The 14,012-nt window shown below is 55.1% G+C and carries 14 protein-coding genes and 1 pseudogene; 4 read left to right on the top strand and 11 right to left on the bottom strand.

Features of this window, described 5'->3' with window-relative positions:
* Positions 1 to 117: 117 nt before the first annotated feature.
* Positions 118 to 858 carry a hypothetical protein gene (locus tag HNO86_RS17700; protein ID WP_175378220.1) on the bottom strand — a complete coding sequence of 247 codons (741 nt, stop codon included), beginning with the start codon at positions 856 to 858 and terminating at the stop codon, positions 118 to 120.
* A 322-nt stretch (positions 859 to 1,180) separates the two neighbouring features.
* Here HNO86_RS17700 and HNO86_RS17695 point away from each other — a divergent pair.
* Positions 1,181 to 2,553: pseudogene (locus HNO86_RS17695) on the top strand (transposase).
* A complete protein-coding gene (locus HNO86_RS17690) occupies positions 2,471 to 2,734 on the top strand; it encodes a hypothetical protein (RefSeq protein WP_175378151.1) in 264 nt (87 codons plus the stop codon). The pseudogene HNO86_RS17695 and the gene HNO86_RS17690 overlap by 83 nt, the downstream one beginning before the upstream one ends.
* Positions 2,735 to 2,806: 72 nt before the next feature.
* Here HNO86_RS17690 and HNO86_RS17685 read toward each other — a convergent pair whose 3' ends face one another.
* Genes HNO86_RS17685 through HNO86_RS17670 form a run of 4 tightly spaced genes read right to left on the bottom strand, consistent with a single transcriptional unit; the run spans position 2,807 to position 6,447 of the window.
* Positions 2,807 to 3,016, bottom strand: coding sequence for a hypothetical protein (locus HNO86_RS17685; RefSeq protein WP_175378219.1), 210 nt, complete (start codon positions 3,014 to 3,016; stop codon positions 2,807 to 2,809).
* Positions 3,017 to 3,065: 49 nt separating this feature from the next.
* Complete coding sequence (locus HNO86_RS17680) at positions 3,066 to 3,974, bottom strand: plasmid partitioning protein RepB C-terminal domain-containing protein (protein WP_160104745.1); 909 nt, start codon at positions 3,972 to 3,974, stop codon at positions 3,066 to 3,068.
* Positions 3,971 to 4,885: a ParB/RepB/Spo0J family partition protein gene (locus HNO86_RS17675; RefSeq protein WP_256672673.1), complete on the bottom strand. Its 915-nt coding sequence runs from the start codon at positions 4,883 to 4,885 to the stop codon at positions 3,971 to 3,973. Before HNO86_RS17675 ends, HNO86_RS17680 begins: the two co-directional genes overlap by 4 nt.
* The gene (locus HNO86_RS17670) at positions 4,882 to 6,447 is read right to left on the bottom strand and encodes a recombinase family protein (protein ID WP_175378218.1); all 1,566 of its coding nucleotides are present in this window, start codon (positions 6,445 to 6,447) and stop codon (positions 4,882 to 4,884) included. The genes HNO86_RS17675 and HNO86_RS17670 overlap by 4 nt, the downstream gene beginning before the upstream one ends.
* 106 nt (positions 6,448 to 6,553) lie before the next feature.
* Between HNO86_RS17670 and HNO86_RS17665 the strand changes: the two genes are divergently transcribed.
* Positions 6,554 to 6,898 carry a hypothetical protein gene (locus HNO86_RS17665; protein ID WP_175378217.1) on the top strand — a complete coding sequence of 115 codons (345 nt, stop codon included), beginning with the start codon at positions 6,554 to 6,556 and terminating at the stop codon, positions 6,896 to 6,898.
* 399 nt (positions 6,899 to 7,297) lie between these two features.
* On the opposite strand, the gene HNO86_RS17660 is transcribed toward HNO86_RS17665, so the two are convergent.
* The gene (locus tag HNO86_RS17660) at positions 7,298 to 7,702 is read right to left on the bottom strand and encodes a helix-turn-helix domain-containing protein (protein WP_175378216.1); all 405 of its coding nucleotides are present in this window, start codon (positions 7,700 to 7,702) and stop codon (positions 7,298 to 7,300) included.
* 514 nt (positions 7,703 to 8,216) lie between these two features.
* On the opposite strand from HNO86_RS17660, the gene HNO86_RS17655 reads away from it, so the two are divergent.
* Complete coding sequence (locus tag HNO86_RS17655; RefSeq protein WP_175378215.1) at positions 8,217 to 8,504, top strand: DUF4102 domain-containing protein; 288 nt, start codon at positions 8,217 to 8,219, stop codon at positions 8,502 to 8,504.
* A gap of 118 nt (positions 8,505 to 8,622) precedes the next feature.
* Here HNO86_RS17655 and HNO86_RS17650 read toward each other — a convergent pair whose 3' ends face one another.
* The 5 genes from HNO86_RS17650 to HNO86_RS17630 form a co-directional block, all read right to left on the bottom strand.
* Positions 8,623 to 9,933, bottom strand: coding sequence for an MFS transporter (locus tag HNO86_RS17650; RefSeq protein WP_175378214.1), 1,311 nt, complete (start codon positions 9,931 to 9,933; stop codon positions 8,623 to 8,625).
* A 188-nt stretch (positions 9,934 to 10,121) separates the two neighbouring features.
* A complete protein-coding gene (locus tag HNO86_RS17645) occupies positions 10,122 to 11,102 on the bottom strand; it encodes a transketolase family protein (protein WP_175378213.1) in 981 nt (326 codons plus the stop codon).
* A 2-nt stretch (positions 11,103 to 11,104) separates the two neighbouring features.
* Positions 11,105 to 11,992 carry a transketolase gene (locus HNO86_RS17640; protein ID WP_150770838.1) on the bottom strand — a complete coding sequence of 296 codons (888 nt, stop codon included), beginning with the start codon at positions 11,990 to 11,992 and terminating at the stop codon, positions 11,105 to 11,107.
* 102 nt (positions 11,993 to 12,094) lie between these two features.
* Positions 12,095 to 13,186, bottom strand: coding sequence for a glycerol dehydrogenase (locus HNO86_RS17635; RefSeq protein WP_175378212.1), 1,092 nt, complete (start codon positions 13,184 to 13,186; stop codon positions 12,095 to 12,097).
* A gap of 128 nt (positions 13,187 to 13,314) precedes the next feature.
* The gene (locus tag HNO86_RS17630) at positions 13,315 to 14,007 is read right to left on the bottom strand and encodes an SDR family NAD(P)-dependent oxidoreductase (protein ID WP_175378211.1); all 693 of its coding nucleotides are present in this window, start codon (positions 14,005 to 14,007) and stop codon (positions 13,315 to 13,317) included.
* Positions 14,008 to 14,012 lie beyond the last annotated feature (5 nt).

The raw sequence follows: 14,012 nt of genomic DNA, 5'->3' as shown, positions 1-14,012 counted from the left end.
AATTTTGAAAACTAGCTGTTTTGGGTAGACTGCCTCCCTTCGTGACCGACTGCAATCGGCCAGATAGCGGACTCTAGCATCTGAAGCAAAAGGCCTGAACGGCCTGCATTCTAATAGTTATTGAGCGGCATCACGTTTCGCCAGGTCTATCAATTCAACTTGGTATCTGTAACGTGCCGCTATATGTTTATTGAAAATTGCCCCAAGCGATAATCCAAATATCAAAGCCGCCACGAGCATTAATGCCGTGCCACCAAGCTCGTCCAGGCTTGGACCAGCACGCATTGTTTTTTCCATCAACTCGATACCGCCTAGCTCTTTGGCAAATAGGTAAGCCGTTGCTAACAAACCCAGTACGGCCGTCTTGTCACCAAAGAACCAGGTGACGCGGGATTCCATTCGCTTGATTTTTAGTTCCAGCCAACATTTAGCGTCCTCTAAAGCTGGCGTCCCATGACTACGTAGCCTGTCTGCTATTGCGTGTTCGTGGATGATATCGTTTTTCATATTCTGGTGATTTACGCTCTCCCATCGATAAAGCAACCAGCCTGAAGCAACAATGGGGGCTACCAATGAGGCGATGGCAAGAACCATAGACATTATAAGCGCGGCAAGTGCAATGATTTTTGCCCAGCCATAGGCGGCTGCTGGATCGACGAAAAACACCATTAATGCCGGCGGAGTAAGCAAGGCGACTGAAAGGACCAGACTCCAATCAGTAAAGGATTTGGCCAGACTCATCGCACTAGGTCGTCGCTCCGAAGGCCCACGAGGTTTACATCGACTTAACTCTTCGACAACAGCCAATGTTTTTTCCAACGCGGCCCCTGGCTTTTCTTTTTTTTCGTAAACGCTCATGTGACGACCCGTGCTCTCAGCAAAATGTTGTTGCGCCAATCAGATTGGCGCCAGTTGATGGCTAACACAAACATCGACCGTTCGGTGTTTTTCTGAAGAGGGGTGGTGCAGATTTGCCACCTGACCAGATGGAGGTCTACCCATGTCTCCAACGTGAAATTCACGTAGTACTGAGCGTTTGGCTAGATTCTGAAACGACTGAACGACGGAGATTTATCGATCTATGTCGACTGGCTGCTTCTGGTCGATTCTGTTGAAAAAGTAGCTCTCCTGTCTGGCCTGCGGCAAAATCACTCCATCGGCAGGCGGGAGGTTACGCAGCATGATGGGACAGTTACCGAGTGGGCAGGATCGGCTGTTTTACTCGTTCAACCTCGAAGATCACATCCCAGCTAACCGCCTTCTTCGCAACATTGATCGGTGCCTCGATCTGAGCGACTTGCGCCATTACCTCGCCGATTTCTATAGCCCGATTGGGCGTCCGTCGATTGATCCTGAATTGATGATCCGCATGCTGGTCGTCGGCTATTGCTATGGCATTCGCTCCGAGCGGCGGTTGTGCGAAGAGGCCCATTTGAACCTGGCGTATCGCTGGTTCTGCCGGTTAAGCCTTGAAGATGAAGTCCCCAATCACTCGACGTTTTCCAAAAATCGACACGGCCGTTTCCGGGACAGCGATCTGTTTCGCTGGCTGTTTAATGAAGTGTTGCATCGCTGCATGGACGCGGGTCTGGGCAAGGGCGAAGGCTTTGCCGTGGACGCCAGCATCATCAAGGCGGATGCAAGTCGGCAGCGTGGCGTGCCTGGCGATGATGAGATCAACTGGAGCGACCCGTCGCTCAGTACGCGTGCCGTACGCGAGTACCTTGAAGCCCTTGATGAAGAGGCGTTGGCTGAAGCACTTCCCAAGCGCTTATCGCTGACTGATCCTTTAGCCCGTTGGACGGCCGCCCCGGGTGGGCCAGCGTTTTTCGCCTATTCCACAAACTACCTGATTGATGTCGAGCATGGCGTGATCATGGACGTGGAGCCCACACCTGCCCATCGAACGGCTGAGGTCGACAGCACCAAGACGATGATTGATCGGGTCGAAGAACGGTTCGACATTAAGCCGGATCGCCTCATCGGCGACACGTCTTACGGTACCGCGCCGATGCTGGCCTGGATGGTGGAGGAAAAAGACATCAAGCCGCATGTGCCGGTGTGGGACAAAACAGAGCGCAAGGACGACAGTTTTTCGAGCAGAGACTTCCGCTGGAACAAGACGCTGAGGAATATCGCTGTCCTGCTGGTAACGCATTACGTAGCGAATGGCGTGCTTTCAAGAACCAGCGTTCACACGTCACGAAAGCCAACACCATCAACTTCCGATCCAGGCAAACCGACTGCGCGAAATGTCCAATGAAGGCGCAGTGCTGCCCGAACGCTCCGTTTCGTAAGATTGTCCGCAGCGTTCATGAAGCGGCTCGTGATGTCGCTCGCCGCATCGCGGGGACGCCGGAGTACGTGCGCTCTCGTCACGAACGCAAGAAGGTCGAAATGTTGTTCGCCCACCTCAAGCGCATCTTGAAACTGGATCGCTTGCGACTACGTGGCATGAGTGGCGCGACCGATGAATTCACGCTGGCGGCAGCAGTACAGAACCTGCGTCGACTGGCCAAACTTACATCTCAAGGGCCACCCGCCACAGGATAGATACGCCTGTTTCAAGCAAAAACCCTCAAATCAAGCCATTAACAAAGCAGCAACGGTTAACGAAGGACCGAAAAGCCACTTAACAGTGGTGAATAGGTTCTCTGATAAGGCCAAGCTCAGCGCCACGCTTCCTGAAAATCCGACTTTTTCAACAGAATCGGCCGATTTCTGCCTGCCGTAACGGACAGAAATCGACCCGAAGCAGACATTCATGGTTTGTGAATACTTCAACAATTCCTATCGTTTTTAGTATTCACTCCGGCGTCATAAGCAACGCAAGCGTCATGTTTATAAACTCTTCGTTTCTGGTAATGGCTGCTAGCGCTCCGCGTACGTTGCTGGAGACTTCGGCTGCCCCCTGTTTCTCGGCCCAGAGTGTCAGTTCCATTATGGCCGCCTCTAGGGCCAACTGATTATGATTGAGCTTGAACAGCAGGGAAGGGAGTAGGTCTTCATTGGGCATCTCGATTCCTCCGTGGAAAAGATCAGCTTAGCCTCTTTATGCCTTGTCCTTATTCGCGCTCCAACTGCCGGGCATCCGAAGTCACTGCTTCCATGATTGAAACCAACTCCTCCAGAAGTTCGGCGTAATGACGCGTCATGTAGGCAGCAATGTTTTCATTTCGAAGGATCCGCATGAGATATCCTTTGGCTACGACCAGAACCAACATCGTCTCACCCAGGGTGTCTTCTACCTGCTTGTAGTCGTGATGCAGGTTTTCCAGTTCTCGCTCCATGCGGGCGATGTCTACAGCACTGACGTCAGAAGTCGACTTCTTCTTCGGCTCTACCAACATCTCTGGCCGGGAGGCGGCCAACACCATGCGTGCGTAATTCCTAGTGAAGCAGTTTGCCGAAATCATCATCTCCACCGTTTCGATTTGGCGGATCGGCTTCATCATTCGTAGGGATCGAAAGACATCTTGCGAGACCATTCGCACCTTAAGCATTTCGGCTGCCTCAGGCGCTATTCCTTTGAGTAGGTTTTCACGCTCGTGGACACGATCCACGTTGATTCCAAGCACCTTGGCAATTCGTTCCGCTTCAATCCCCCGCTTCATGGCGGAGATAATCATTTTGTGTTCTTGAATCGGAGTCAGCCGGTTGATTTGTCGGTTGTAGGTAAAGCCTTCGTCATCAGTCGAGACCAGGCATAGTGCTTCTTTTGCCCCCAAGGCCTTGAGCGCCTCAAGACGAAGATGCCCATCCAATAGCATGTACGAAGCAATCCCATCTTCGATAAGCGGCTTGGGATGGACAACCAGCGGTTCGACGACACCAAGTTCCTTCACTGAACTCAAAATGCTGGCATATTTTTTACTACCAACCATCAAATGCGAGACTTGGCGTGACGGCAGGATGCGCTCCAAGGGAACTGCAATGACGCGCTGTTCGAAGGCTTGTTTTACTTGGCTCGTCATTGCACATTCCCTGTTATTCGATCTGCCAACGGTTTGGGCATGTCAGGTATTTCTTCGTTACGAAGAAGGGTGCTGAAGTACTCATCAGCCAGCAGCTTGCGCATGGCGGTTACGATGATTAGAAGCCGCTGCTCATTGATGTCCGATTTTTTGATCATCACCTTTTGGCGCCGAACCTCCTTCTGGTACGCATTGAGCAGTTTCTGAGGGGTGGCTTTCTCTTTCGTCGCTGGAGCACTTTTGTAGTTCTTGCCAAACGTTTTTCGTCTATCAATCAGTCGACGTACCTTCATCAACTGCTCGCCTCTGAGCAACCCGCTTTCGTAGGCGTCTATCATGGCCTGCTGGACGTCGCTGTCTTTAGAACGAGCGATATCAATCGCCAGTTTTATGGATAGCCATCCCTTCTCGACAGCCGCGATCAGCCGCTCCTCACCTTGCCGAAGCAACGTCAAAATTCCTTGTATGTAACCTGAGTCCAGGCAAGTTTTATTCGCGATCTGAAGGCACGTATATCCGCGGTCGGAAAGGATCTGGATTGCAGTCAAAAGCTCACGATTGGAATGTTTTCTCCGTGCAAGATTCTCTACCAGGCCGATAAGGTAACGATCGGCCTCCGTGGCGCTGACCACGATACAAGGAATAGTTTTCTCACCTAGAGCTTGAAATGCTTCGAATCGACCTTGGCCACACACGATCTCGTAGGGCTCGGTACCGGTCGTGGTTGGTGCGACTGTAATCGGACGTTTGAGACCTAACGCGGAGATGTTTTCTACCAGTTTGGCGAACACCCGCTTGTTGCGCATACGGGGATTAAGCACCCTAATATCGGTGAGAGGGATGAGGCTTATCATCGACTCTTCTGCCACATGCATTGGTGCTCTATGCGGAGGTAGGATCGCGGTCGTCATGCCACCCTCCTGTATTCAACACGGCGAGACAGTTCCGAGAGGATATCCAGGGTGTCGAACCGGTAGATCTCAAGATCGGCCTGATTGCTCTCCGCTAGTCGCAACTTAGGAGATTGTATGTCGATGGTGGGCAGGATGTAGTAATCCAGTGCGGCATCTTCGAGTTCTTGCATTCGAATAGCCACAGTGATGTCAGGATTCAATCCCAGGTCAAACCGAATGTTCCAGCGCTTATGGCCAGCCACCGTTGTCAGGCAGCGACACAGTACGAGTGATATGGATAGTTCCTGGTTAACCATCATCAGGTCAGTCTGCGGATCTACCGAGACCTGACCACCGACCTCCGCGATTTTCGTTATCGTCTGCTGCAAAAGCCTGGGGTGCATCTCGCGCAGTCGTCTGTTGGCCTCAATGTAGTAATAGTCTCTCGCGGGTGTGTACCCAACCAACGAGTAACACCGGAGCAAACTCCCAAATCGACTTTGATACGCGCTGCTTGATGGACATCCCTCCGCTTCGTCGATGACCAGCCCCGAAAGAAAGCCACGGCGTTCATATATGCTCCTCAACACGCTAAGCATCTCGTCATCGGGCATACGATAGGAACGTGTCAGGATGATCGACTGAGCGGCCTGAAAGAGGATCGTGCTTACGATAGGTCGGAACGCTGCATTTGCCCGTACCCACTCTTCTGGCGGATTCTGAGTCCGTGCTTGCTTCAGCTTGAAGGAGTTGTGATTCCAGACGTTGTTTCCGATGTATTTTTCGTTGATCAACACTTGGTGCACGGTGCCCCGAGACCACATTCGTTCACGATCTGTCAGCACTCCTTGAGCATTCAACCATTCGGCAATTTCACGCTCGCTCCTGCCTTCCTCAACAAACAGTCGATAGATATTCAGCACCATTTCGACTTCACCCGGTGGGCCCGGTACCAATATCACTCGGTCTGTTTGAATGCTTTTATGTTCACCAATGCTTAGCTCATTTTTCGGTGAGCCATTGCTGTCGATCAACTGCCTTCTGAGCCCAAACCCGGCCATGCCTCCTTGGCGATATCCCAGCTCTATAAGCCGGGATTGCCCTGCGAAAACTTTTACCGACAATTCCCGGCTGTACTCACCGGCCATCATCCGCTTTACGCTTTTAACAATGTTCGAGACAGGTGATCCATCATTGATAAATTGTTCGGCACAGTATTGAACTGAAACTCCCGCCTGACGGCATCGCACCTCGTAACTGGCACTGACATCGGGATCCTGGAATCGCCCCCAACGGCTGACGTCATAAACGAGAACAGTCGAGTATTCAGCTCGGCCACTTTCCACATCGAAGAACAACTGCTTGAGTGCTTCACGGCCTTCTAGGCGGAGGCCGCTCTTACCCAAATCCGTGTAGACCTTCACAATTTCCAGTGTGTGAGTGGCGGCATAGATGCGGATGACGTCGAGCTGATTCTCAGTGGAATATTGCTGGTGCTCAGTGGACATGCGGACATACGCGGCTGCCGGGGTCGTGTTGGACTCATTACCAGCTCCACATGCATCATTGAGCCTTTGCATTGACAACGTCCTCGCCCTACCAACTACGGGTAAGGCTAACGCCAAGCGTGACCAATCACTTTTTTTCGAATCGCTCTAAAGAAGGTAGAAGATCGGGGAGGGAAAAATGTTCACGAAAACGGGTAATTCTTTTCTGGCCCAAGAACAGTACGCAGCTGCCATCGCCCATGCACTTCACAACGAGCTTGGCGAAACGCATCAAGCGACGAAAACGTTAATGCGTTGGACGAATGCCAACGAAAGAACGGTCAAGAATTGGATGGCAGGAAGCAATGGCCCGCGTGGTGACCACCTAGTTGCCCTGGTGAAGCATTCTGACTTTGCACTGGCCGCGCTTCTGGGTATGGCAGGGAGACCGCTTGCGTTGCATGCAGCAGAACTGCCGCTGCTAAGACAGAAGCTTCAAATGGCAATCGAGGTAATCGATTCGTGCCTACCGCTTAGGCAATGATTTCTTCAACTAGCCCCTCAATGGATCGAAGTCTTGTACTTGTACTCTTCTATTGTCAGTACCTGTCGCTAATAGCGATGTCTATTACTGAATACGTACGGGGTTGAGCCAAGCTGGTCAGCGAGAGGCCGCTTATGGCCGATTCTGTTGAAAAAGTCGGCCATGGTTTCCTCGGCAGAAAAGTAAGCGCGTGAGATTGAAATCTTTGCTTTGGGCAGAGGCGTCCGGATTACGATTTCACGTAGGAGCGTGCAAAAGAGGCGTTTTCACCGATCAACGATGAGACCGTTTCGGCAAAGCGACTTTTTCAACAGAATCGGCCGAAAGCTGCGACCCGGCACGGAGCCCTACCGGCCAACGAAGGGCCTGGCTTGGCTGGAACTGCGCAAGTTGCAAGTCTCAATCGGCGAAACAAAACTCAGTTTGCCCAAGCGACCTCAAGGTGTGACGGCTCTTCGGTAGGTTTCTGCCCCGTCCCTGCGGCGATGGCTCAACGGTTGGAATCTGAAGCTCTTTGAGCGCACCTGCTTGTACCAACTCCTCAAACTCATTCTCAACGTGGTTGATCAACGACCTGATGGATTGCCCTGTCTCTGTAGCCAAGGTGAGGGCTACCAATCCAAGTGGGCTCAAGCCAAGCGGAGAGCTCAAAGTCGACATCATCTCCAAGGTAGGGCTGCTTTGACCCCGCTCCAGTTTTGAAACGTAAGTTCGACTGCTGACTTCTGCCAAGTTCTTCTGAGACAGTCCTCGAGCCTTTCGCATCGCCTTGAGTACAACTGCTACAGCATTTTTGACTGACATAAAGGCTTCCTGAGTCCCGATGTACTGACATGGCCATCCTCAAGGATGAGGACGGCCATAAGCGTTCAGGCCAAAAAGGCTATCACAGGGCAGGAGCGGAAATGAGTGTCCGTCGAAGTGGTTCGTAAACCAACAGCTGCCAGGCAGGCTTCGGCACATGCTGGCGGATGATCGTATGGTAGCCGTCGAAGGCTGCCTGAGTACAGGTAACGTCCGAGGTTAGGGTATGGGCTGGGAGGTTTTTTTACAGAAACAAAAAAAGCACAAAGCCCCGAAAAATCAGGGCTTTGTCGTATGAAGATGGCGGAGGCGATGTCTTCTGTTTTGATGTTTATTGACGTCCACTGATGTTTTATTTGGTACGTAAAACAACTTCAAAAACAGCCGGTTATGAAATTTTTTGTCTTCTGGGTTCCGGGTACAACCACGGAAAGCCAGATGCCAAGGTATGGGCTGGAGTATGGGCTGAGATTCTTCTGCATTGAGTCATCACCTTTTCAATAGGAGGTGACTGGTGGCATCGCTGACGACAAAAACCGTAGAGAACATCAGTAGGGTCGGGTTGGCTGGAATAACCAATGATGGCGACGGCCTGTATTTGAAAGTTGGCCGCTCCGGTGGTTCAGCCATGCCATGGATCGAGCTTCCAGCATTTATGGCAACGCTTGAGAATGCAGACGATCTTAGCTCCAAAGCCCTGCGCTTCACCATCCTGACAGGCCTCGTGCCACTCAACTTATTTAGCCTTCAACCGAACAGTATTGAAGAGGTTTGGCAGGGAACCGTGTACCGACGCAGATAATGTAAGGTTCATCTGACGAGCACTTAAAGGTGGGTATGGGCACTGGTGCGATTGATGAAAAAAAGCCCGTCTTCACTGATCATGAAAACAGGCTTCGTTTGGGCGAGTGAGCGCTGCTTCAAACTTTATCGATCGGCACCCCGTGGTTGTTCTTCCACATCAGCACCACGGCGCTGGCGATGATGGCGACCGCGATCAAGTAAATGTTGAACATCCAGCCGATATTTTCCGAGTACAACCAGGTCGTCAGGTAAGAGGCCGTCCCGCCGAACACCGCGACGCCCAGGGAAATGCACACGCCGAACATCCGGGTGCGATAGCGGGTCGGGATCTGTTCGGAGATCGACGCCGGTTTGCAGCCGGTGATGAAGCCCACCAGCAGCAGCCCTGCAGTCTGGGCCACCATCAGGGTCCAGGGTTCACTGGAAATCAGCCCCCACAGTGGGAACAGCGTGGCGGCAATCCCGAGCAGGGAAATCAGCGCGGAAATCTTGCGGCCCCATTGATCGGAGATCCAACCGGAGATCGGCAGGAACACCAGGTAGATCACCTGGGCGATGCAACTCATGGTGAAGGCGCTGCGGGGGTCCATGCCCTTGACGCTGATGGCGTAGATCGAGGCCGACGTAACCCAGGTGTAGTAGGTCAGTGTGGCACCGGCTTCGTACAGGAACAGGCGCACGCCATGTTGAATGATTTTGCCACGACTCCAGGCCGGCTCGTTCGACCTTTCACCAGCACTTGGGCTGTGCTCGCTTTCCATCATGTTGCGTCGCAACCACAGGGCGAACACCGCCAGCAGGCCGCCGGTGGCGAACGGGATGCGCCAGCCCCATTCCTGCATTTCGCTCACTGACAGTACCGTGGTCAGCAACGCCATGTAGAAGGTCGCTAGCAATGACCCTGAACCGACGGCGAGAAACACCGTGCTTGACCACAGGCCACGACGTTTGGGTGGGGCGATTTCGGCGATATAGGCATAGGACGTGGTGGTTTCACCACCATGGGCAAAGCCTTGCACCAGCCTGGCCAGTAACAGCAGTGCCGAAGCCCAACTGCCGATGGAATCATAAGAAGGAATAAAGGCAATCAGCAGGCTGGCACCGGCCATCAGCAGCATGGTGCTGAGCAATACCGCGCGCCGGCCCAGTTTGTCGGCCAGGATCCCGAAGAAGATGCCGCCAATCGGCCTTAACAGAAAACCGGCGGCAAATACGGCGAGGGTGTTGAGTAGGGCAGAGGTGGCGTTGCTTTTATCGAAGAGTGCGGCGGCGATGTATACCGATGCGACGGTGTAGATCGTCCAGTCAAACCACTCGAGCAAGTTGCCCACGCCGGTGGCCATCAATGACTTTTTGCGCAGCGATGTATGGGTTGTCTTGGCCTGTCCGGTGGTGAAGTCGGACATGGTCTCGGTGATGTTATTCATTGTTGGCTCCGAGATGTTTCATGGACCACGGTATGTGGTGGGGGGAATCGGTGAAACGATGTCTCCAGTCAAACAAAATTCAAATGTAGGAGTGAGCCTGCTCGCGATAGCGATCCTCCAGTCACATTGCATATGAACGCTCCACCGCGATCGCGAGCAGGCTCACTCCTACAGGGGGAAGGCGGTGATCAGGCGTTGAGGTGCGCCAGCGCCACTTCCTCAATCCCGGCCGCGTCGAGCTTGTAGTGCTCATACAGATGAGTCGGCGGCGCGATCAGGCTGTATTCGTCGTAGATACCGTGGCGCTTGAGCTTGACCCCGACACCTTCGTCCGCCAGCACTTCGGCCACCGCAGCACCCAGGCCACCGAGCACGTTGTGCTCCTCGACGGTCATCATGCGTTTGCTGCGTGCGGCGGCGCGCAGGATGGCGTCACGGTCGATCGGCTTGATCGAGGCCATGTCGATCACTCCCACCGAACGCCCCTCGGCGTTCATCTTGCGAGCGGCCGCCAGGGCCGCGTGTACGGTGATGCCGCAGGCGATGATGGTCAGCTCTTCGCCTTCGATGTGTTCATGGGCCTTGCCGAACTCGAAGACCACATCGTCTTGGTAAACAATCGGATCGCGACCACGGCCAATGCGGAAATACACTGGCTTGTCGTAGGTGGCGGAGGCGCGGATCGCGGCGACCAGTTGCGGGCCGTCTGCGGGCGACACCACCGCCAGGTCGGCGATCGAACGCATGGTGGCGATGTCTTCGGTGGCATGGTGCGAGGTGCCGTAGAAACCCAGGGAAATGCCGGTGTGGTGGCCGATCAGACGTACCGGTTGCGCCGAATAGGCGACGTCCATGCGGATCTGTTCACAGCACAACAGGCCGAGGAACGAGGCGAAGGTCGCCACGAACGGCATCACCCCACAGGTGGCCAGGCCGGCCGCGGCGGTGACCATGTTCTGTTCCGAGATACCGAACTGCAGATAGCGCTCGGGGTACTCGCTGGCGAACTTGTTCAAGCCGTTGGAGTACTGCAGGTCAGCGGAGCCGGCCATTACCGGATAGCCGGCTTTGGTTAGTTCAATCAGGCCGTCGGACAGGTACGCCAGGCCGGGGTTGATGGCGTTGAGGCCACGGTACTGCCAGGAATTGGGGGAAAGAGGGGCATTCATGTTCAGATCTCCATGGCTTCAATTTCAGCGATAGCGCGTTTGGCGTCTTCAGGGTCCAGGTAACCGAGGTGCCAGCCGGGTTCGGTTTCCATATAGGAAACGCCTTTGCCCTTAACGGTCTTGGCGATGATGCATACCGGTTTTTCACGGCGTTCGTCGGCCTTCACCCGACGCAGGGTTTCGGTCACTTCGGCGATGTTGTGCCCGTCGATGACATGCACTTCCCAGCCGAATGCCCGCCATTTTTCGTCCAGCGGTTCGATACCGATCACGTCGTCCACCTGGCCATCGAGCTGGAAGCCGTTGCGGTCGACGATGGCGATCAAGTGTTTGGCGTTGTGGTGGGCCGCGCTCATGGCCGCTTCCCAGACCTGGCCTTCCTGCATTTCGCCGTCACCGAGCATGACGAACACGTCATAGACTTCGCCGGTGAAGCGCTGGGCCAGGCACATGCCCAGGCCACCGGAAAGGGCATGGCCGATGGAACCGGAAGAGAAGTCGATGCCGGGCACTTTGCGCATGTCAGGGTGATCGCCCAGAGGGCTGCCCAGGCGGGTGTATTCATCGAGCCACTCCTTGGGAAATACCCCCAGGTCGGCGAGGATCGGGAACTGACCCACGGCGGCGTGGCCCTTGCCCATCAGGAAGCGGTCGCGGCCCGGCCATTTGGGTTCCTCGGGGCGAATCGTCATCACGTCGTAGTACAGCGCCGAGAACAGTTCGGCGGCGGAAAACACCGAGGTGTAATGGCCGGTCTTGGCGATTTCGATCAGGCGGATGGTTTCCAGGCGAACGAATTTCGCCCGGTCCTTGAGCTTCCTGACGGTCTCGGTGGAGGGCACAAAGTTTGTGGCTTTCCACTGTTCGAGGGTTTTGCGGGGTGTAGACATCTCTACCTCCAATCACAGGCATGAATTTTCTGAAGTTGAATCTCAGGGGGGGCGTGAACTTCAACCCGAAGGTTGTGCGTTCAGGGTGTTATCAGGGCGCACTCAATGGGGCAGGCCCTCCAGCGCGCGCATCGCGGCGATCAGCTCGGCACAGGTCAGCGGGCCGCCCGATATCGAGGTGAAGTTGCGGGCGTGGGGGGCGTTGAGCGTCGGCTCGGCGATCTGCATCAGCAGCGCCTCATCGAAGCGCGACACGCCCAGTTCGGCCAGGTTGCGTGGCAGCCCGATGCGTCGATAGAAGCTCAACAGATCGCCCATCAATCCGGCGTCGCGATCTTCCAGCACCAGCTGCACCAGTAAGCCATACGCCACTTGCCAACCGTGAACCTGTTGCTGGGCGCCGGGGATTTTCGAGAGGCCGCGGGTCATGGCGTGAGCGATGGACAGGCCGCCGCTTTCGAACCCCAGGCCGCTCATCAACAGCACCGCCTCGATCAAGTGATCGAACGCCGGCGTCACCTCGCCAGTGCCAGCCTGGGCCAGGGCCGGTTCGGCGTATTGACGAATGACCTGATAGCACTCGCGCGCCAGGGCCAACCCGGACAACGCCGGGCGAGCGCCGAACATGTTCACGCCTTTGGACTTGAAGCATTGTTCGGCTTCGAACTTCTTGGTCAGGGCATCGGCGATCCCGGCCAGCAGGAATTGGCGCGGGGCCTGGGCAATCAGGGCGGTATCCACCAGCACGTAGCGCGGGCTGACGAGCAGGTGGCCGACTTCGCTCAACTGATGATACGCGTCGTAGACCACGTAGTTTTTCGAGGTGGGGGCGTCGTTCGAGGCCACCGTCGGCATGGTGATCAAGGCACGCCCCGAGCTGTGGGCGAGGGCCTTGCCCGCATCGATGCACTTGCCGCCACCGACGGCGAGGATCATGTCGAACTCGATCGTTGCGGCGGCGCTGCGCAGATCGGCGATGCCGTCGGCGGTGATTTCGCCATCGAAGGTGATGTAGTGCAATTGCACGTCTGTTTGCGCACAAGTGTCATCGAGCCGCGACCTGATCAGACCCAGGACAAAACTGTCGATGACCACCACGGCACGGCGGCCGCAGTGCGCCAGGTAAGTACCGGCCTGGGCGAGCACTTCAGTGCCCTGGACATATCTTCCGGGTGAACCGAAAACCAGATTCATTCAGCACCTCACTTCTACTGCTTTTTGTTATTGGAGGCTCGGCGGCAGGCTGCCGAGCATTTGGTCTTGTTGTGATGCATGATATATCATGTTTTTAGACGGTCAAGGCCTCAATCGACGAGTTGACCTCAGGCGATCGAATATCCGCCGTCTACCGGCAGTGTCGTGCCCGTGACGTAGCGCGCGTTATCGGAAACCAGGAAGGCGATCACGTTGGCCACATCCTCGGGCGCACCCCAGGCTTTCATGGGTATGCGCGCCATGATGCTTTCCGAACGTGCCGGGTCTTCGAAGGCCCGGCGCGAAAGGTTGGTCAGAATCCAGCCTGGTGCCACGGCATTCACGCGTACGCCATCGGTGGCCCAGGCCACGGCCATGCAGCGTGTCAACTCGCTGATGGCGGCTTTGCTCGAAGCATAGGCCGGGGTTTTCGCCGAGCCGAAAATGCCCCACATCGAGGCGAAGTTCACCACTGCGCCGCGGGCGGCTTTCAAGCCGGGCAGGGCAGCATTGGTGATGCGCAACACGGCGGTCAAGTTGACGTCCATGACCCGGCTGAAGCCATCAAGCTCCCACTCGCGGTTGTGATCGATGATGCCGGCGGCGTTGACGATTGCATCGACGCGCTCGAACGGCGTGAAGAAACTGTTCACCGCGTCATCGCTGGTGACATCCAGTTCCTGGTAATGGATGCCAGGCACTCGTTGCTCGGGTTCACCGAGGCCAATGGTGTGCACGTCGTAACCATCAGCAAGCAGGCGTTGTGCGGTGGCCAGGCCGATGCCCGAACCACCGCCGGTAACGATGGCAGTTTTTTTCATGGTGA

The organism is Pseudomonas sp. C1C7 (genome assembly GCF_013359595.1).
GTDB lineage: Bacteria > Pseudomonadota > Gammaproteobacteria > Pseudomonadales > Pseudomonadaceae > Aquipseudomonas.
Note: the sequence above shows the minus strand (reverse complement) of the source record. Positions and strands in the feature narration are given on the sequence as shown.